General features: G+C 61.0%; 17 protein-coding genes. 10 read left to right on the top strand and 7 right to left on the bottom strand.

Annotated features, from left to right (window positions below; all coding sequences use genetic code 11):
• Positions 1 to 66 precede the first annotated feature (66 nt).
• The 7 genes from ASN_RS01370 (at position 67) to ASN_RS01340 (ending at position 7,644) form a co-directional block, all read left to right on the top strand.
• A complete protein-coding gene (locus ASN_RS01370; RefSeq protein WP_006560097.1) occupies positions 67 to 831 on the top strand; it encodes a class I SAM-dependent methyltransferase in 765 nt (254 codons plus the stop codon).
• Between the two features lie 133 nt (positions 832 to 964).
• The gene (locus ASN_RS01365) at positions 965 to 2,725 is read left to right on the top strand and encodes a hypothetical protein (protein WP_058986991.1); all 1,761 of its coding nucleotides are present in this window, start codon (positions 965 to 967) and stop codon (positions 2,723 to 2,725) included.
• Positions 2,722 to 3,741, top strand: a complete 1,020-nt coding sequence (locus ASN_RS01360; RefSeq protein WP_058986990.1) for a hypothetical protein — start codon at positions 2,722 to 2,724, stop codon at positions 3,739 to 3,741. Before ASN_RS01365 ends, ASN_RS01360 begins: the two co-directional genes overlap by 4 nt.
• The gene (locus tag ASN_RS01355) at positions 3,738 to 4,469 is read left to right on the top strand and encodes a hypothetical protein (protein ID WP_058986989.1); all 732 of its coding nucleotides are present in this window, start codon (positions 3,738 to 3,740) and stop codon (positions 4,467 to 4,469) included. Before ASN_RS01360 ends, ASN_RS01355 begins: the two co-directional genes overlap by 4 nt.
• On the top strand, positions 4,466 to 5,587 hold the full coding sequence (locus ASN_RS01350; RefSeq protein ID WP_058986988.1) for a hypothetical protein: 1,122 nt from the start codon (positions 4,466 to 4,468) through the stop codon (positions 5,585 to 5,587). The genes ASN_RS01355 and ASN_RS01350 overlap by 4 nt, the downstream gene beginning before the upstream one ends.
• The gene (locus tag ASN_RS01345) at positions 5,587 to 7,086 is read left to right on the top strand and encodes a hydrogenase large subunit (RefSeq protein WP_058986987.1); all 1,500 of its coding nucleotides are present in this window, start codon (positions 5,587 to 5,589) and stop codon (positions 7,084 to 7,086) included. Before ASN_RS01350 ends, ASN_RS01345 begins: the two co-directional genes overlap by 1 nt.
• Before the next feature lie 36 nt (positions 7,087 to 7,122).
• The gene (locus ASN_RS01340) at positions 7,123 to 7,644 is read left to right on the top strand and encodes an NADH-quinone oxidoreductase subunit B family protein (protein ID WP_058986986.1); all 522 of its coding nucleotides are present in this window, start codon (positions 7,123 to 7,125) and stop codon (positions 7,642 to 7,644) included.
• Here the strand turns inward: ASN_RS01340 and ASN_RS01335 are convergent.
• The 6 genes from ASN_RS01335 to aroB all read right to left on the bottom strand — a co-directional run bounded on the left by ASN_RS01335 (position 7,605) and on the right by aroB (position 16,115).
• Positions 7,605 to 8,540: a CDP-alcohol phosphatidyltransferase family protein gene (locus ASN_RS01335; RefSeq protein WP_227004936.1), complete on the bottom strand. Its 936-nt coding sequence runs from the start codon at positions 8,538 to 8,540 to the stop codon at positions 7,605 to 7,607. The two genes, ASN_RS01340 and ASN_RS01335, sit on opposite strands and share 40 nt — an antisense overlap.
• A gap of 137 nt (positions 8,541 to 8,677) precedes the next feature.
• Entirely contained in the window at positions 8,678 to 9,367 is a 690-nt protein-coding gene (locus ASN_RS01330; RefSeq protein ID WP_058986985.1) for a phosphatidylserine decarboxylase, read from the bottom strand.
• 81 nt (positions 9,368 to 9,448) lie between these two features.
• On the bottom strand, positions 9,449 to 12,094 hold the full coding sequence (gene alaS / locus ASN_RS01325; protein ID WP_058989043.1) for an alanine--tRNA ligase: 2,646 nt from the start codon (positions 12,092 to 12,094) through the stop codon (positions 9,449 to 9,451).
• Positions 12,095 to 12,301: 207 nt separating this feature from the next.
• Positions 12,302 to 12,760 (bottom strand): GtrA family protein, encoded by a 459-nt coding sequence (locus ASN_RS01320; RefSeq protein ID WP_045542369.1) that lies wholly within the window; start codon positions 12,758 to 12,760, stop codon positions 12,302 to 12,304.
• 148 nt (positions 12,761 to 12,908) lie between these two features.
• A complete protein-coding gene (locus tag ASN_RS01315) occupies positions 12,909 to 14,045 on the bottom strand; it encodes an OmpA family protein (RefSeq protein WP_039904484.1) in 1,137 nt (378 codons plus the stop codon).
• Between the two features lie 336 nt (positions 14,046 to 14,381).
• Positions 14,382 to 16,115: a 3-dehydroquinate synthase gene (gene aroB / locus ASN_RS01310; RefSeq protein WP_082666762.1), complete on the bottom strand. Its 1,734-nt coding sequence runs from the start codon at positions 16,113 to 16,115 to the stop codon at positions 14,382 to 14,384.
• A gap of 64 nt (positions 16,116 to 16,179) precedes the next feature.
• On the opposite strand from aroB, the gene ASN_RS01305 reads away from it, so the two are divergent.
• The 3 genes from ASN_RS01305 (at position 16,180) to ASN_RS01295 (ending at position 18,448) form a co-directional block, all read left to right on the top strand.
• Complete coding sequence (locus ASN_RS01305; RefSeq protein WP_058986984.1) at positions 16,180 to 16,467, top strand: hypothetical protein; 288 nt, start codon at positions 16,180 to 16,182, stop codon at positions 16,465 to 16,467.
• A gap of 17 nt (positions 16,468 to 16,484) precedes the next feature.
• The gene (locus tag ASN_RS01300; RefSeq protein ID WP_058986983.1) at positions 16,485 to 17,420 is read left to right on the top strand and encodes a site-specific tyrosine recombinase XerD; all 936 of its coding nucleotides are present in this window, start codon (positions 16,485 to 16,487) and stop codon (positions 17,418 to 17,420) included.
• Between the two features lie 71 nt (positions 17,421 to 17,491).
• Positions 17,492 to 18,448, top strand: a complete 957-nt coding sequence (locus ASN_RS01295) for an acetyl-CoA carboxylase carboxyltransferase subunit alpha (RefSeq protein WP_039904497.1) — start codon at positions 17,492 to 17,494, stop codon at positions 18,446 to 18,448.
• Between the two features lie 25 nt (positions 18,449 to 18,473).
• On the opposite strand, the gene ASN_RS01290 is transcribed toward ASN_RS01295, so the two are convergent.
• Positions 18,474 to 19,226 carry a competence/damage-inducible protein A gene (locus ASN_RS01290; protein WP_035379305.1) on the bottom strand — a complete coding sequence of 251 codons (753 nt, stop codon included), beginning with the start codon at positions 19,224 to 19,226 and terminating at the stop codon, positions 18,474 to 18,476.
• Between the last annotated feature and the right edge of the window lie 75 nt (positions 19,227 to 19,301).

Below are 19,301 nucleotides of genomic sequence, written 5' to 3'. Positions count from 1 at the left end.
CCTCTCCAGCAGCAGGGGGCAGTCGCAGCGTGGCATCAGGCACGCAGATCATGATAGGCAGGGTCCATGCAGAATGTCATGCCCCCGACAGGTGTTCCCGCAACTGTCGTCCCGTTTTACCAGTCTCATGAGGGTGAGGTGTGCGCGGCCCTGCTGCGTGATCGGTTACAGTGGTTCTGGCCGGATCTGCGGCAGCAGAGGGTGCTGGGTATTGGATATACGCAGCCTTATCTGGGCGCATGGCGCGGGCGGGGTGCGCTTTGTGTGTCTGCCGTGCTGGGGCGGCACGGGTCAGCCTTAATGACCTTGCAGCAGGAAGGTGGGCGACTGCCGCCGGAGGAGCGGACATGCCTTGTGGATGCCCAACACCTGCCCTTTGGTGACGAAGCCTTTGACCGTATTCTGCTTGTTCATGCCTTGCAGGACGAGGAGCAGGCCGTCACCCTTCTGCGGGCGGCGGGCCGTGTGCTGCGCGATGACGGACGCATGGTGCTGATTGTGCCCAACTGGTTTGGTGGCCGCCTGCGCCAGCGGGGCACGCCCTTTGCGCAGGAGACTGCGTTTACGCGCGGCAGCCTGCGACGTGTGCTGGCCCATGCCATGCTGCATGTGGAGCGGCGGGATGAGGCCCTGTTTCTGCCAGCGGGGCAGGGCTGCACCAGTCTGCAGCGCGGGCAAGCTTCAGATATTGCGGGCAAGGTGCTTTCTCCCGGTCTGGGGAGCCTTCGGCTGGTGGAGGTTGTGAAAGATGTGTACTCGGCCCGCCCGCTGCCTGTTGCCGAGCGTAAGGTCTGGTTTTCAAAGATGATGGTGCCCGTGCAGGACGCCTGACGCAGGGCGAGCCTAAGGGTTTTGGGTACAAACTCTGCCAGAATGGACGCGTGAGTGGGGAACATGCGTTGCCATGAAACTGGACGCATGGTGTTATCCGCTGCTTTTCTGGTAAAGGCTGCACTTCCCTGCGGTGGGGCGTTTTCTTGTGGTTGGGGCTGGTTCCATTCTCACGTCTTTTCTTCTTTGCGGTTTGTTTGTGCTGTTTGTCGGGGCGGGTATTTTGGCGTTGCTGCCGGATCGCGCCTTGCGGCAGGCGGTTCACTGGCGTGGGGAAATGCTGACTGCGCTGTGGGGTGGCATTGGTGTGCTGGCGACAGTGGGGGCCGCGCTGCGGGTTGAAGGCGGCGTAAGCTGGTGCCCGGTTTTTGGTCTGGATGGCCCAACGCTGCCCATGCTGGTGCTGCTGGCGTTTACTGGCGGGATGATAAGTCGGGGCCGACGCGGGATGGCCTGCGTGCTGACAGGGCTGGCGTTTCTGGCGCTTTCTCCGCTGGTGTTTGGTCTGCTGGCCGGCACCGCGCTTGTCATGTTGGCAGACCGGGGGCGGCAGGGTGTGTGCTTGCCGGTTGCCGTTATTCCGGCCTGTATTCCGGCGGATAGCCCTCTTTCACCGCTTTTGCTGTGCCTGATGGTTTTGCTGCTGGGGTGGGGTGTTTCCTCCCAGAAAGGGCCGGAGGCCATGCTGCCTGCGGGGATAGGCCTGTTTCTGTTTGGTCGCCTGCTGGCGGAAGAAGGTATTCTGGACCCCGTGCAGCAGACTTTGCTGTTGTTGAGCGGAGGGGCCGTTGCGCTGGGCGGGTGTGTGCAGGCCTTGCGCGCACCGCTTGCCGCCCGTGTGGCCAGCGGACTGGCCAGTGCGGGGTTTGGCGCTCTGGTGGTGTTGCTGACACTGGCTTTAGGCACCAACCTTGAAGGCATGGAACAGTTTCGTACGGCCACGTTGCTGGGCGCTGGTGCCCCCTTTCTTGCTTTGTTGGCACTCCTGTGGCTGTGCCGGGGAGAGGATGAGGCCAATGCAGACGCACCATTCTTTTCCTCCCGCAGTCTTGCCACGGCAACGCCCGCCGGGCGTGTGTTGCTGGGTATGGCGGTGCTGATGCTTTCTGGTCTGCCGCCGCTGGGTGGGTTTTCCGTTCTGTGGTGTTTGCTGATGGCGGGAGAACTGGCTGCCGTGGGGGCTCAGCCCGTGCAGGCGCTCTGCACCATTCTGGTGCTGGTGGGGGCGGCGGGCCTTATGGTGCTGGGTGTGCTGGGCCTGTTACGGCTGGCGCTGGCTGCTCTTGCCCGCCAGAAAATGCAGGTGGCGCAGCAAACTCCCGCGCCGGATGGATACGGGTTGCTTCTTCTGCCTGCCGGGGTCTCGCTAGGAGCAGCGGTTGCCGTGGCGGTGCTGCCGGGCGGCTGGCTGGCCCTGATGGATCATCTGTTTGTTGGCACGGCCCCGCGTGATTTTTCATGGCGCACCCTGCTGAGCGTGTGGTTTGTGGATACCACCATCAGCTTTACGCCGTTGTTCTGCGTTCTGGCGCTTCTGGTCTGTGTGGGCATGGCCATTACTGTGGGGCGCGTGCTGGGGTTCTATCCATTCCGTCAACCACAGGCCGCGCGCGCCGCATGGCAGGAAGCCGGACCAGTGGTGGCGCTGGGGGATGGTGTTATGGCGTCCAGCAAGACAGCCCCCGCCGTGTTGTGGACTGTGTTGCTGGTCTTTCTTGGTCTGGAGAAGCAGACGCCAGTATCGTGGCCGCTGGTGGAAAAAACGGCGGCAGCCGGGCGTTCCATGCGGAGCATGCTGTTCAGAACGGTAGGATGGTGCGAGGCGCAGGGCATGGTCCTGATCCTGCTTTTTCTGGGGGCAGGCCTGATTTTAGGACTGTTTACCAGCAAATGACACCTGCTTCCTTACCGCACACGCTCTCCTGGGGCTGGATGTTTCTGTCTGCTCTTACCGTTGGCGCGCAGATTGCCCTTATGGTGTTGGTGGCTCCGCTTTTCAGTGGATGGGTGGACCGGCTGGCAGGCCGCCTGGCGGGCCAGACACGTTATCTGGCAAGTGGCCGGTGGCAGGAAATCCGGCATCAGTTTGTGCGCCCCAGCTTTCGTGAGCCGGGTGATGACCTGAGCAGTCTCTCAACCCGCGCAGCGTTTACGTTGGCCGTGCTGGCAGCAGGCATGGTGCCGGTTTACGCGCTGCTGCCCTCTGGTCTTCCGGCCCCGGGCCTGTTGCTGGTGTGTGCTGTGCTGGTGGGGGCGTCCCTCCTGCTGTGCTTGCCGCGTGTGGTGTTGCGGGGGCAGGCAGCATTGTCGGGCTACATGGCGTTCATGGCGGATAGCCTGCTTTTACCCGCTTTGGTGCCAGTGCTGGTTATGGTGGGTGGGCAGGATCTGTCGGCTTTTCTTGCGCATGTGCAGGGGCTTTCTCCGCTAGGCGCTGGTGCTCCTTTTGTGCTGATGGGCGTGGCGCTGTTCGGCGCGGCGGCATGGCGCGGAGCATCGGGGGACGCCGCGCAGATCTGCCCGCTTTCCGGTGCGGATAGAGGGCTGTGGCTTCTGGCCGAAGACCTTGTGCAGCTTTGCTGGGTTACGCTGGCGGGAGACGTTGCGTGGTCCGGCTGTCTGGCCTTGCCAACGGATGCAGGAGTGGAACCCTGGTTTATGGCCTGTCTGCAGGGTGGTGGCGCATGGTTGCTCAAATTGGTGATTGCGGCGCTTGTGCTGGCGGCTATGCAACTGATGGTCCTGCCACCACCGCGCCGCGCGCGGGTGAGGCTGGCCTGCGTTTTTCTGCTGGGGCTTGTGGCGTGGCAGGCTGCGTATCCGGGCCTTGCAACACCGGCAACACAGGATAAAACAGCCGCCATTCAGGTGCAGGACCCTGCCTTTGGCGCGGAAGGAACCACGCAGTGACACTTGCCGCCATTCTGGCCCCGTTGCTGGCCCTGTGCGTGGTGGCGCGTGGTATGGGGTTTCTGCCTGTGCTTGGGGCCGTCATTGCCGCCGCCATGCTGGTGGATGGTCTGGCTCCCTTACAGGAAACCGCAGCCGCTTTTGTGCTGCTGTTTTCTATTGGGCCGGTCTGGTTTCTCACTTACTACCAGCAGGACAGAGTGCAGGAACGCAGTGGTCCTGCCGTGCCGTTTTTTGCGTTGGGGCTGATGGTGGTTCTGCTGCTGGCCAGCGCGCGGTCTGGCGTGCCGCTGTTTCCGGCTGGGTTGTGCGTGGTGCTGGCAGGGCTGGTGGCCGTGACTTACCGGCAGGCCATGATCTGGCAATGGGCCGGACTTCTGACATGCGTGAACGGGATCATGCTTGCAGGGGTGATTGAAAAGCAGGTGATGGTGGTTGGTGTTGCGGCGCTGGCCGGGTGCGTTATCAGCGTGCTGGGTGGCCTGTATGTTCATCGTGTTATGCCGCGTGTGGCTGTGGTGCGGGCGTCAGGCCGTAAGGACGCTGACCGCAAGGGTCATCCTGTCGAGAAACGCTTTCGGGGTGACGCACCGTTGCCGTCAGACCCGGTGCCGGCCTTTGGGGCAGAAAGAGGCGTGCAGGAGCCTTCTCCCCGTTCTTTGCCATCTGATGAAACAACGGAAGATGCGGACAAACCCGCCCCCAAGGCGGAGGATGACCCAGCATGACCGTTCCTGTTTTTCTGGCGGCTCTGGCTTTTGCATGGCCCTTGCTGGGCGCGGTTGTGGTCATGACCGCGCCAACAATGCGCAGTCGGGAGGTTGCCGTATGGATGGCGACCATCGGCTGCGTGCTGGCTCTGGCAGTATTTCTGTTTCCCGCCACCGGAGCCGTGGCCGCCGGATGGGATGATGATCCGGTGCAACGCGCAGGGCGTGTGATGCTGGCGTTTGGCCTGTTGCTGACGGTGCTGGAAAGCCGCGATATGGCAGACCGTTTTTTGCGGGGCCTTCCACATGTGTCCACGGCGTTGGCCGGGTTGGCCTGTGTCACGCCTGATCCGGTGGTGGGGTTGGGTATTCTTGAGGCGTCTCTGGCTTACGGAGTGTTTGTGTTCGGGCGTCCGGCGGGGCAGGCGCGTGCGGGCTGGGCATTGGTGCGGACAGGCTCGGTGGGGCTGTTTCTGGTGTTGGCGGGGCTGCTGTTGCCCAGCGCGTCTCCCTCGGCAGGGCTGATGATGGCGTGCGGTATTGTCATGCTGGCGGGCCTTACGCCGTTCGGGCAGCCGTGGCGCGAGGAAAATGACACCTTCCTGTTCCTTCCCTTTGCTGGTGCGGCCCTGCTGCTGTCCATGCGGTTGCGCCCGCATGGCGGGGAGGCGTTTGACACGGCGCTGGTCGCGGCGGGGTTGGCATCTGTCTGGCTGACAGCCTGTGCAGGCCGGTCTGATGGCGGTCTCCGTCTTTTCCGGACCTTTCCTTCCGCGCTGGCGCTGATTGCCGTAGGGGCACGGGCGGATGTGGCCGCACTTCTGTTTCTGTGTGGCTGGTGTCTGGCCGGGGGCAGCCGGTCCGGACGCTCATGGGCGGCGCGGGCTTTGGCCTGCTTTCCGCCGGGGGCGCCGTTTGTGGGCTGCCTGCTGCTGCTTTCCGTCATGAGTGACTGGTCATGGATGTTCACGGTGCTCACGGTGGCGGGTATTTTGTGTGCCGTGGTGCGGGCTGTGCCAGCAGGCGGCTTCGGGCAGGATATCTGGCCCCGTGATGTTGCAGGCCGTGTGGCGTGTTCCGTGCTGGTGGTTACCGGGTTTCTGGTGCCGCTGGCCATGATGCTGGGAGCCTTCTGATGGACCCTGTGGCCCATATCCGCGCAGGGGCTGAAACCGGCACGCCGTGGCGGTTCCGGCTGGAGGAACTCGCATGGCGGGATCTGGTTGATGGTCTGAAACAGGCAAAATTGCCTTTTGCCGGGCTCTGGTGTGACGGAACAGACGTGCATGTGCTGTTTCTGCCCCACGGCAACCAGCCGCTGGCCGCAACTTTGGCGCTGGAAGACGGGCGCTACCCGGCTTTGTCCCCTGCCAGAGCAGTTTCCAGCCTGTACGAGCGTATGGTGTTTGATCTGTATGGGGCAGAGGCCATGTGGGCGCGCGATGTGCGCCCCTTGGTGGATCACGAGGTCTGGTCCAGCACCACACCCCTCGCAGTAACGCCCGGCCCGGCAGGTGGCCATAAGGGCATGATTGCGTTTGAGCCATCTGAAGCCTTTACGGCGGTGGAAGGCCTCGCCGCAGGTGTTGGACCCGCCACCGGCAGGATGGAAGCGCCGTGTCATGTTGCCCTGACCCTGCGTGGAGAGACCATTGCGGCGGCGGAAACGGTTACAGGTTATGCGCACCGCGGCATGGCGCTGCGCTGGCGTAACAGCCGTGTGGATGATGCCTGCCGCTTAAGTGGACGTGTGGCGGCGGGATGCTCGGCAGCGCATCAGGTGGCGTTCTGTCAGGCCATAGAGGCTGCCTGCGGCGAGCAGATCGGGCATGAGGTCAGCCAGTTGCGCGTGGTGCTTCTGGAACTGGAACGCTGTGTGCAGCATCTCTACACGCTGGCGGCGCTGGCGCGGGAAGCTGGAGCGGTTCTGGTTGCGTCCCGCTGCATGTGGTTCCGTGAGCAGATTCTGAAGGAGGCCGCGCCCGTAATCGGGTCGCGCCTGTTGATGGACCATTGTGTTCCGGGCGGCGTAAGCCTGCGGAGTGCCTCGGAGGTGGGAGACCTCTGCACACGTCTGACTGAACTGGGGGACGACATCTATCCCGGCTTGGCAGACCTTTGGCGGAGCTACCCTGGGCTTTCCGCCCGCCTTGCCGGTGTTGGCGTGCTGGACCGCGCCGGGTGGGAGCGTGTGGGGCTGGATGGACCAGTGGCGCGGGCCAGCGGTGGCGATAGTGACTGCCGCCGCGCTATGCGCCTGTATGATGGGCTATGGCGTTTTACCGCTGGTCGGCAGGAAGGTAGCGTGGAAGATCGCGCCGCCGTGCTGGTGGATGAGGTGGGAGAAAGCCTCCGCATGTTGGGTGATCTGGCTCCGCGCCTCGGCCTGACTGCTGGGGGACGGATTGACCTGTCCTATCAGGATGGAGAAGGCATTGGCATGACGGAAGGCCCATGGGGCAGGGTGCTTTATTGGGTGCGCCTGCTGAACGGGCGGGTGGAGCATGTGTTCCTGCGAGATCCATCTTATCCGGCACTCATGGCCTTTGAATCCATGCTCCCCAGCCAGAACGTTGCGGATGTTGCCCTCATCAAGGCTTCGCTGGGCGTGAATGCAGCGGCGCTGGATGGATAATTCGGGAGAACTGGACGTGAAGAAAGACACACATCCATGGGCCTGATCCGCGCTGTTTTCGATGCAGCCTTTCGTCAGGGTGGCGGGCGGCTCAAGCCGGTGGGGCCACGCTGGCCGCTGCTGCTGTTCCATGTGGATACGGGTGGTTGTGGCGGCTGCGGCATGGAATTGCAGGCTCTGGCTACAGGCCCGTACGATGCTCAGGGTGCGGGGTTTGGCTTTGTGCAATCCCCCCGTGCGGCAGATGCCCTGCTGGTGACGGGGGCCGTGACCCGCGCCATGATGCCGGTTCTTGAAACCACGTGGCAGGCCATGCCAACCCCAAAGGGGCTGATCTGTGTGGGTAATTGCGCCGTGGATGGTGGTATTTTTACCGAGAACTATGCCGTTATGGGCGGGTTGGACCGGAAAGTGCAGATTGATCTGCGTATTCCCGGTTGCCCGCCCTCTCCGCAGGATGTGCTGGAAGGGCTGTGTTCTCTGTTCGGAAAACGGTTGGAAGACAGCGCCGCAGCCGTTCAGGCTGACGGAGCGGGTTCGTCTTCCACCTCTTCCTGAAGGTCTTCCGCTGCTTTTTTCAGCTTGAAGAAGCTCAGACGGCTCAACGGTAGCAGCGCCATGTAAATGACCCCGGCGGCTGCCAGCGCCCCCCATGGATCAGCAACCAGAACAGCGGCATAAGCTCCCGTGCCCAGCATGACGGGCAGCACAAAATGAGCCGGCACTTTGAAGTTCTTGAAAGACCAGACCGGCAGAGTGGATACCAGCAGAAATGCGGTGCTGATCAATGTAAAGCTGGGCAGATAGGCTAGACGAGTGAACTTGTAGAGCCACACAATATCCAGCTTTTCAGCTTCCAGCCCCAGAAACAGTGGGAACAGGGCCAGCCCCGCCCCAGCCGGAGCCGGGACGCCGGTAAAGAAGTTGCTGGCGTATTTGGGCTTTTCCTCGGCTTCATCCAGCGTTGCGTTGAACCGGGCCAGCCGCAGCGCCATACAGACCGTAAACATCAGGCACGGCAGAAAAGCGTAACGTCCGCCATCCCGCAAAGCCCAGAAATACAGCAGGAAGGAGGGAGCCACGCCAAAGCAGAGAAAATCTGAAAGGCTGTCAAATTCCGCGCCAAATCGGGTGGAACCACGCAGCAGGCGGGCAATACGGCCATCCAGCCCATCAATGAACGCTGAAATCAGCAGGGCAATGGCTGCCGCCTGAAACCGGCCATCCACGGCAAAGCGCATACCGGTCAAACCGGCGCACAAGCCAAGCATGGTCAGAATATTCGGGATCAGCCGGTTGAAGGATGGTCCCTTGATTTTGTTCCGCACACGCCGACGCAACCGCTTGCGCCGCAGCCCACGCGGGCGGGACGGATCTTCCGTCCGGCTGCCCGATTGAGAGCCGCCTGCGGCTGAATCTTGCGATGCGCCGGGCTGGATGGCGTTGCCTGCCATGGAGGATGTGGTGCCCGGTGTTTCCGTCACTCCATCAGGCGGAGTGTGCCCTGTGGAGGCAGAATTGGCCGGGGTGCCAGCCGGTGCGCCGTTATCAGAAGGGAAGGCGGAAGAAGGAGGGTGCACTGTCACGGGAATCAGAGACGCGCCATCACGGTTTCACCGCCCACCATGGTCTGGCCAACAGAAACCAGAGGTTCCACACCCGGCGGCAGATACAGGTCTGTGCGGGAGCCAAAGCGAATCAGACCAAACCGTTCCCCCGCTTCCATCTGCATGCCTTCGGTGACACTGCACACAATACGGCGGGCTACCAGCCCGGCAATCTGCACAACGGCCATCATGCGGCCATCCGGCAGCGTGAGGCTGAGGGCATTGCGTTCGTTCAGTTCAGACGCCTTGTCCAGACTGGCGTTCAGAAACTGGCCCGGATGATAGGCAATGCGGGTGACAGTCCCTGCTGCGGGTATTCTGTTCACATGCACATCCAGCACGGACAGGAACGTGGCAATGCGCCACACAGGCACCGGGTTCATGCCCAGTTCAGCTGGCGGGGCGACTTTTTCAATAGAGACAATGCGTCCGTCTGCGGGGGCTACCGCAACATCGGCGCGGGCAGGCGTAATACGTTCCGGGTCACGGAAGAAATACAGGCAGAAACCAAAGAACAGGCCACTGGCGGTGCCAAGGAGCTTGAGCTTGGGGCATGAGAGTTTTCTGGCCAGATAGCGCGTGGCGAGCGTGGCGGCACCAGAAGCCAGAAGAAAAGGCCGTGCCTCCGGGTGGGGAGGGGCCATGACCATTTTAAGCGAAGCAAGAAGAGACATGAGGCTGGTCCTTATCAAGTGAGCCGGGGCATGAACAGAAAACAGGGGCGGGTGCCAGCCGTTCCCTGTTTGTGGTCTGCGTCAGGCCGCGCCTGCCAGCGCCTCACGCACGGCGGTTAGGGCCGCATCTGCCGCGCCGGCATTGGGGCCGCCTGCCTGAGCCATGTCCCGTCGGCCACCACCGCCTTTGCCGCCCATGGCCACACTGGCCGCACGCACCAAGGCGACGGCGTCCACTTTTTCAACAGTTTCCGGCGCCACGGCAGCGACAACACTGCCTTTGTCACCCGCTGTTGAAATCAGCACCACAACATCCGCATTGCCCTGCTTCAGAATGGTTTCTGCAAGCCCTTTCAGTTCACGCGGGGCGGTGTCCCCCACGTTGCGGCTGGCCAATCTTACGCCACCAACGTCTTCCACACCGGCGGAGGCGGCATTGCCTGCTGCCAACTGGCGCTGAAGCTGGGAAATCTGCCGTTCCATGGTGCGGCGCTCTTCCAGCAGCAGGGCCAGACGTTCCGGTGCATCTGCGACGCTCACCTTCATCATGGCGGCCATCTGGTTGAGGCGCTGCTCATTGGCGAGGGAAAGCGTTTCAGCCGCTTTGCCTGCAACGGCTTCAATACGGCGCACGCCAGCAGAAACACCGTTTTCCGCCGTAATGCGGAACTGGCCGATATCGCCCGTGCGGTTCACATGCGTGCCACCGCAGAGTTCGATCGACCATGCGCTTTTGTTTCCATCGGCACCGCCCATGGAAACCACACGCACTTCATCACCGTATTTTTCGCCAAACAGGGCCATAGCCCCTTCAGCTACGGCTTCTTCTGGCGTCATGGAGCGGGTGAGGACCTGAGAGTTCTCACGGATCAGGCGATTCACCTCAGCTTCCACTTCCGCCAGTTCTTCCGCCGTGATCGGGCGCGGCTGGCTGACGTCAAAGCGCAGGCGGTCTGGCGTGTTCAGGCTGCCTTTCTGGGCAACATGCGTGCCCAGCTTGCGGCGCAGAGCCTCATGCAGCAGATGCGTGGCGGAGTGATGCGCACGAATGGCGGAGCGGCGGTCATGATCCACGGTGGCAGTTACAGCCTGACCGGGGCGCAATGTGCCCTCTGTCACGGTGCCATAATGCACGATCAGATCGCCGGCTTTTTTCTGCGTATCGGTTACGGCAATGCGCAGGCCGTTCGCTGTAAGGGTGCCGGTATCTCCGGCCTGCCCACCACTTTCTCCATAGAATGGGGTCTGGTTGAGCAGCACGGCTACTTCCGCACCAACCGGGGCTTCTTTCACAAAGCCATTGCCCACAACCACGGCCTGAACTTCGCCATCAGCCTGTTCTGTGCTGTAGCCAAGGAATTCAGACGCACCAAACTTGTCGCGTGCTTCAAACCACACAGTTTCCAGCGCCGTATCGCCAGAGCCCACCCAGGAGGCACGGGCGCGTTCACGCTGCACGGTCATGGCGGCATCAAAGCCCTCCACGTCCACCGGGTGACCGCTGCCGCGCAGGGCGTCCTGTGTCAGGTCAAGCGGGAAGCCGAACGTATCATACAGGCGGAAGGCAACATCACCCGGCAGGGCAGCGCCCGGCGTGAGTTTGTCGGTTTCTTCCGCCAGCAGGCCCAGACCGCGATCAAGCATGGCTTTGAAGCGTTCTTCTTCACCACGCATGGTTTCACGGATCAGGGCTTCGCCCTGCACCAGTTCCGGATAAGCCTGACCCATCTGCTGGATGAGCACGGGCAGCAGTTTGTAGAACACGGGCTCGCGCGTGCCCATCATGTGCAGATGGCGCATGGCGCGGCGCATGATGCGGCGCAGCACATACCCTCGGCCATCCTTGGAGGGCAGAACACCATCGGCAATCAGGAACGCTGTTGAGCGCAGATGGTCCGCCACTACGCGATGACTGGCTTTGAACGGGCCATCAACGCTTTGGTGGGTCAGATCCGCAGAAGCCTGGGTCAGAGCCACAAACGTGTCGGTATCGTAGTTGTCGCGCTTGCCCTGCATGATGGCGGCAAAGCGTTCCAGACCAAGGCCGGTATCAATGGAAGGGCGAGGCAGCGGAGAGCGCACGCCCGGCGGATCTTCAAAATACTGCATGAAGACCAGATTCCAGATTTCCACAAACCGGTCCCCGTCTTCATCAGGGGAGCCAGGGGGGCCACCGGGAACATCAGGACCGTGATCAAAGAAAATTTCGGAGCAGGGGCCGCAGGGGCCGGTATCACCCATCCGCCAGAAATTGTCAGACGTGGGAATGCGGATAATGCGGCTGTCATCCAGCCCCGCAATGGAGCGCCACAGTCCGGCGGCGTCTTCATCTTCAGAGAAGACGGTCACCAGCAGTTTGTCTTTCGGTAGGCCGAAATTCTTGGTCACCAATGTCCAGGCGAGTTCAATCGCTTCGGGCTTGAAATAATCACCGAAGGAGAAATTGCCCATCATCTCAAAGAAGGTGTGGTGCCGGGCTGTATAGCCTACGTTATCCAGATCGTTATGCTTGCCGCCTGCACGCACAACTTTCTGCGCCGTTGTGGCGCGTGAGTAGGGGCGGGTTTCCTGCCCGGTAAACACGTTCTTGAACTGCACCATCCCCGCATTGGTGAAAAGCAGGGTGGGGTCATTGCGCGGCACCAGAGAAGAGGAAGGCACAATCTGGTGCCCTTTCCCGGCGAAATACTCCAGAAAGGTGGTGCGAATTTCGTTTGTGGTCAGCATGGCGTGAGGCAGACGGTCCTGAAACTGGTTGGGCGCGTGAATTCCCAAAGCCAGCCTTTTCCGGATGCTCCGAAAAAAGTTTGCTTCAGGGACAAGTCCTCACGGCCAGGTAGAAAGCACCCAAGCTTTCCTTAACCCGTTGCCAGATGTAGCGCACCCGGCGCGTTACCGGAAGGGGTTAGCGTTCAGCCCCGCCTTATCGTCATATTAAGACTCAGATGTGGGGTTTTTGTGTGACGTTGACACGTCCACGCTCAGTTCAGCCAGTTCCAGGGCGGACTGAGGTGGTTTTTCCTTGAACACCATTTTCTGGCTGAGGTTGAAATTGGCGAACATGCCTGCCAGCGCACCGGCTGCCAGAGCCAGCACCGGGTAGGTTACGCACAGGGGCACGGTATAAAACAGGGTGTAAACCGTGCCGCGATTAAGCAGGAACCCAAAACTGTTGGCGGTAAGAAAGCGCAGCCATTGCAGGAGCGGGTGATCATGCAGGCCAACGCCTTTGAAGGTCCATAGCCGGTTGAGCAGCCAGTTCAACGTGGCGGCGACAAAATAGGCGACCAACGTTGCAGCACTAAGCCCGATTGCTGGACGCAGCGCGTAAACCGTGCCGGAATCCCACAGAAACCCTAACCCGCCTACGGTGCCGAATTTCAGCAACCGCATGAGCTTGGTTCTGGTCAGGCCAAAAGGGAGGGGAGACGGGGCGGTCTGGGTCACGCCATGGGCCTACGCGAAAGGAGAAGGGGAAAACAAGACAAAAAAAGAGGCACCCGAAGGTGCCTCCTCTTTTGATCACGAAGATCAGACCGAATTAGTGGAGGATGATTTCCACGCGACGGTTCTGAGGTTCGCGGGTGTTCGGGCCGGTCGGCACCAGCGGCTTGGATTCACCATAACCGTGGACGTCGATCGCGGTGGCCGGCACGCCGTCACGGATCAGTTCAGCCTTCACGCTGTCAGCACGACGCAGGGACAGACCCAGGTTGTACTTTTCACCGCGCGGACCAGGGTGAGCAGCGGAGTTATCGGTGTAACCGTTAACTTCGATGCGGGTCGTCTGAACGTGCGTCGAAGCCTGAGCAGCTTCAGCAACGATCTGGCGGGCGCGAGCCGTCAGGACAGACTTATCCCAGTCGAAGAACACCAGGTAGGAGCGAGCCGGCAGCGGAGCCGGAGCAGCAACAACCGGAGCCGGCGGCGGCGGCGGCGGAGCCGTATCGAACGCGTAGCGCAGACCCAGGATGAACTGGTGGTTGAAGCGGTGATCGAAGTTCGTGTTGCCACGACCGCGCTGACCGTTGGTATAGTTTGCCGTGGAGGTGAACGCACCGTCCGTGAAGGAACCCGGCTGGCCGATCATACGGTATTCCGTGGTGATCTGCAGGCCCGGAACGCCAACATCATAAGCCGCACCGACGATGCCCTGGTAAGCAAAGCCACCGTTCGTGCCGCCCAGACGGCTGGTGTTGCCGTTACGGAAGTTGGACTGTGTCGGGTTGTAATGCTGCCACAGGTAGCCAGCACCGATACCAACGAACGGGGTAACCGGAGCATCGATACCGAACTGCTTCAGGTCGATATCATACAGCAGGTTGATCAGGCCACCGTAGGACTGGTCGCTACCGCGAGTGTGGCTCGCTGCAGCGCCGCTGCGGTGATCAATGTTGGAGTAGTTGTACACGCCTTCAACTTCAGCGCGCAGGCCGTTGCCGAAGCCCCAGCCGAATGCACCGAAACCGGTGAAACCAGTGTTGTGACGGTACTGAGCGGAGCTGCCGTTCGTGTAGCTGTCACCACCACCGAAACCGGAAGTGTGAGCATGCTGATTCTGGACCAGGTTGTAACCACCGCCCAGGTCAACATACGGGCCTGTAATTGTGGTGGCAGATGCGGCCGCCGGAGCCGCTGCCATCAATGTCGTTGCAAGTAACGCCGTGCGGAGACGCATTTTTTCGTCCTCAATATTTCATCTGTTCGACTCTGCCGCCAACCATTCAGCGGTCAGACCCAGCAAGATGCCTAAAGCCGTATAAAACGATCGGTTCCAAAATAGAAACCCGAAGCTTCATACTCTTGACGATTAGAAGCCATAACCGTGGTTTATTTGCAACAGTTCATTTCGGTTTCCCAAGATGTCCTAGTTGCGTGGAAGTAATCAGCCTTAAACGTCTTGCCATGAACATTGCGTATTAGCGAATGCCGCGCCTCTCTCCGGTCTGAATAAGGCGGAATTGAGGCGTGGATACTTAATTGCCACAGGTGCGTAAAGTTAAGTGGCGGTTTTCTAGGGTGCGCAGCCATCTTCAAGCAGTACCTCACGCACCAGTTCAGCCGGTACATCCCGTGAGGTGAAGGCCTTGCCGATTCCACGAACCAGAACAAATGAGAGACGGCCATCCTGCATTTTCTTGTCCCGTTGCATGTGGGCCATCAGGTCTGTTGCGCGGAACGAGTATGGCAGGTCTCTAATGCGCGCAGGCATGCCCAGCGTCTCCAGATGGGCAGTTACCCGCTCCAGGTCTGCCTGAGGGCAGAGGCCCAGTTTGACGGACAAGGCAAAGGCCAGGCGCAGACCTATGGAGACTCCTTCACCGTGCAGAAGGCGGCCGTCATAACCCAGTTCAGCCTCCAGAGCGTGGCCGAACGTGTGGCCCAGATTCAGCAGGGCGCGCCCATCCGTGCCTTGCTGTTCCCGCTCATCCGCCGCCACAACGCGGGCTTTGAAGGCGCAGGCCTGCCTTACGGCTTCTGTCTGGGCTTCGGGGTCAAAATTCAGGACCGATTCCCCGTGTTTTTCACACCATTCAAACAGTGCGGGGTCACCAATCAGGCCGGACTTCACAATTTCGGCATAACCCGCAATCAGCTCCCTTTTGGGCAGGGTTGCCAGTGCCGATGCATCTGCCAGCACACTTAATGGCTGATGGAACGCGCCGAGGAGATTCTTGCCCCAGCGGGTGTTAATGCCGGTCTTGCCGCCCACGGACGAATCAACCTGAGAAAGCAAAGTGGTGGGAATCTGCACAAAGGGCAGCCCGCGCAATGTGGTGGCGGCTATAAACCCGGCAAGATCGCCCACCACACCGCCGCCAAAGGCAATGATGGTGGTTTTGCGCTCCACGCCTTCTTTCAGAATGGCATCAACCAGCCGCTCATAGGTGGCCAGGCTTTTGGACTGCTCGCCCGGTTGCACGGTAAGGGTGCGGAACGCGATGCCAGTGTCATGCAGGGACGCTTCCAGGCGGGGCAGGTGCAGCGCTGCCACGTTCTCATCCGTGATGATGACAACACGCTTCTGCGGCAGGACCGGTGCCAGCAAAGCGCCAGCCCGGCTGATCAGATCCGTGCCGATCACCACATCATAAGACGTATGGCTCAGGCTGACAGGCAGGCGCACGGGGCGGCGGGAAAGGGCCATGGCCTCAATCACGCGGGAAGTGCTGTGGTCCACGTTGTGGTCTCCGCAATCAACAATAATGTCCGCTTCTGCATAAATGGGGTGCCGGACGGTCATCAGCCGTGCCAGCACATCACGCGGGGGGGCTTCATTCAGCAGGGGTCGATGGTTGCGCCCCTGAACCCGGCGCAGCAGAACGGGCAGGGGGCAGCGCAGCCATATGGAAATGGCGCGCTCCCGCACCAGGCTGCGGGTGCTGGCATCCATATAGGCGCCGCCGCCGGTGGCCAGCACCATGGGCGGGCCTTCCAGCAGGCGGCGGATGACGCGGCGCTCTCCGTCACGGAAGGCGGCTTCTCCATACAGGCGAAAGACATCGGCAATGGAGCAGCCAGCGGCACGTTCTATTTCAATATCGGCATCAACAAAGGGCAGGCCCAGCCGCGTGGCCAGCCTGCGGCCAATGGTGGTTTTGCCAGCGCCCATCAGGCCAACAAGAACAATGCTGCGCCCGGAGGGGATCAGCCCGGTGCTCTGCCGGTTGCCGACCCTTTCCAGATCAAGCGGAATCGGCGGTGGGTCCGCCGTATCGTGTGGGGGATACGAGATACGTGATGACATGAAACGCAGCTTACCATAGAGCAGGGAGAACACACCTATCTCTGTTGTTATGGAGCAAAGCCTCATGAACCGTACGGTTCTTATTGTTGCAGCCGTGGTCTGCGTTGCCTTGGTGGGCGGGTTTGCAGCACTTGGCCTGACAGCCCACGCCCCTGTGCCTCAGGCCGTGCATCGTGATGTCGCGTTGGCGGCTCCGCCTGCGGCCGCACCGGCCCCAATGGCCCCGGTTCCGGCTCCGCCGCCTGCGCCTGTTGTTACCCCGGTTGTGCCCGTGCAGCAGCCTGCCGCCGCACCGGCTGCTCCTGCTGGCGCGCCGGCCGTTTCAGCTCCTGCTGCCCCCGCGCAAAAATAAGGGCGCTGGAGTAAAAAATGTCCGGCAGCCGCGAGACGGAGCTGTTTCTGGAAATGCTGGCGGCAGAACGGGCCGCCGCGCCGAACACGCTTTCTGCCTACGCCGCTGATCTGGAGTCCTGCTCTGCTTTTCTGGCGGCGCAGGGTATGTCTCTTATCGAGGCCGATACCAGCAGTCTGGCTGCATGGATGGCTGACCTAGGGGCGGAAGGGCAGGCACGGCGCACTGTGGCGCGTCGGCTTTCCTGCATCAGGCAGTTTTATCTGTTTCTGCTGCGCGAAGGGATGCGGGCCGATAATCCCGCCGCCCATCTGGAATCGCCTCAGCCGGAATCGACCCTGCCGCATTTTCTCTCCGAATCGGAAGTCGTGGCGCTGATCGAGGCCTGTGTAGCCCCCGCCGAGGCTTCTCCGGCCAAACAGCGCCGGGCGTTGGTGGCGCGGGCGGCGCTGGAATTGCTCTACGCCTCCGGCTTGCGGATTTCAGAACTGCTCACCCTTCCTGCCGATGCCCTGAAAAACGAAAAGCCCATGCTGGTGATTCGCGGGAAAGGCGGGCGGGAACGTCTGGTGCCCATCTCGGCCAGTGCGCGGGAGGCTGCTCTGGCATTGCGGGCATGGGATCAGGCGTTGGAAAGCCCCTGGTTGTTTCCGGGCCGGGATACGCGCCGCCCTCTTACCCGGCAGGCCTTTGATAAAATCCTGCATGAAGTGGGCTGTCAGGCCGGGATTGATCCTGCCCGGCTTTCTCCGCATGTGCTGCGCCATTCCTTTGCAACCCATCTGCTGGCGCATGGGGCGGACCTGCGGGCATTGCAGATGCTGCTGGGGCACGCGGATATCGCCACCACCCAGATTTATACGCATGTGCAGACCGAACGGCTGAAAAAGGTGGTGGAAACCTATCACCCGCTTGCCACACAGAGCGAAAAAACGCGCGAAAAAGCAGGCTGAGCCACCTTCATGTCAAGCATGATGCACGAAGTGGCTTGGTTTTACGCGTGACTGTGCTATCCGCTTTGCCCATGCGTCAGTTCCTGGATTTCGAAAAGCCCGTCGCCGAACTTGAGAACAAGATCGACGAACTGCGGCAAATGACCGACCCGAACGGGGTCAATATTGCAGAAGAGACGGCCCGCCTTCAGGAAAAGGCGGAAAAGCATCTGCGTTCCATCTATGCCAAGCTTACGCCATGGCAGAAGGTGCAGGTGGCCCGTCATGCGCAGCGTCCGCACACGCAGGACTATATCAATGCCCTGCTGACCGAATTCACGCCTTTGGCAGGGGATCGGCTGTATGCGGATGATAAAGCCATTATCGGCGGTATTGGCCGCTTTGATGGTATGCCCGTGGTGGTGATCGGGACGGAACGTGGTTCTGATCTTGAAACACGTCTTGCCCATAATTTTGGCATGGCGCGGCCGGAGGGCTACCGTAAGGCGCAGCGCCTGATGAAGCTGGCCGGACGGTTCAACCTGCCGATTCTCACCTTTATTGATACCGCTGGCGCATGGCCCGGTATTGACGCGGAAGAACGTGGGCAGGCGGAAGCGATCGCCCGTTCCATTGAAGTCTGTCTTGAAGCGCCTGTGCCGCTGATTGCGACCGTGATTGGGGAAGGCGGATCAGGCGGGGCCGTGGCTCTCGGCGCGGGAGACCGCGTCATGATGCTGGAACACGCCATCTACTCCGTGATTTCGCCTGAAGCCTGCGCCTCCATTTTGTGGCGTGATCCAAAACAGGCCAGCACGGCGGCTGAAACCCTGAAACTGACCGCGCAGGATCTTTATCGTCTGGGTTTGATCGACCGGATTATTCCTGAGCCGATTGGTGGCGCTCAACGCGCCCCGCAGGAAGCGCTTGATGCAGTCAAGCAGGCTCTGGGCGATGAACTGAAGGAGCTTGTGCCTCTGGCTCCTGCGCGCCTGAAAGAACTGCGGCGTGAGAAATTTCTGGCAATGGGGCGTGAAAGCCTGAGCTGATCAGGCTTTCCCCTTACTGACCGGATCAGGGCGGTGGTTCTCCTTCAATGGGGTCACCGCCCTTTTCTTTGATCAGCGTGTAAATGGCCCGAGCAGCCTCATTCACATCATCCGTATTCTGGCCTTTGGCAACCAGCGCCACACCTCGGCGCCCATCATCCCGATGGAAGGGGTAGGACCCCAGATCCAGCGCCGGAAACCGGTTCTGGATGGCTTCCAGCCCATCCGCAATCGTGCCTTCAAACAGGGAGGTGGTGTACCAGGTGCGGGAAAACACGGGGTTGCCACGTTTAAGGGTAGGGGCAAGTTCATGGAACATCGCCCGCATGATGCGGGGCACCCCGGCCATGACATGCACGTTGCCAATGCTGAACCCCGGCGCGCGGGAGACTGGGTTGGGGATGGGCACGGCGCCGCGGGGTAGTTTGGCCATGCGCTGGCGGGCCGCGTTGAAGTCCTCACCAAACTGTTCTTTCAGCATGTCATAGGTTGCCGGGTGGAATTCCCACGGCACCCCGAAGGCCTCTGCCACACAGGGGGAGGTAATATCATCGTGCGTTGGGCCGATGCCGCCGGTGGTGAACACCTCGTCAAATCGGGCGCGGAACTCCACAACCGTGTTTACAATCGTTTCCCGCACGTCTGGAATGACGCGGATTTCCCGTAGGGGAATGCCCAGTTCCCCCAGGTTTGTGGCCAGAAACTGGATGTTGTCGTCCCGGGTGCGGCCAGACAGGATTTCGTTCCCGATCAGAATAAGGGCAGCGATACGACCCATGAAAATCGGTCCTTTCAGCAAGGTCTGATGGTTGGGAGCAGAAGATGTGTGGCAGGATGGAACGCGCTTTCTGCG

The sequence above is a fragment of the Acetobacter senegalensis genome (assembly GCF_001499615.1).
Taxonomy (GTDB): domain Bacteria; phylum Pseudomonadota; class Alphaproteobacteria; order Acetobacterales; family Acetobacteraceae; genus Acetobacter; species Acetobacter senegalensis.
Note: the sequence above shows the minus strand (reverse complement) of the source record. Positions and strands in the feature narration are given on the sequence as shown.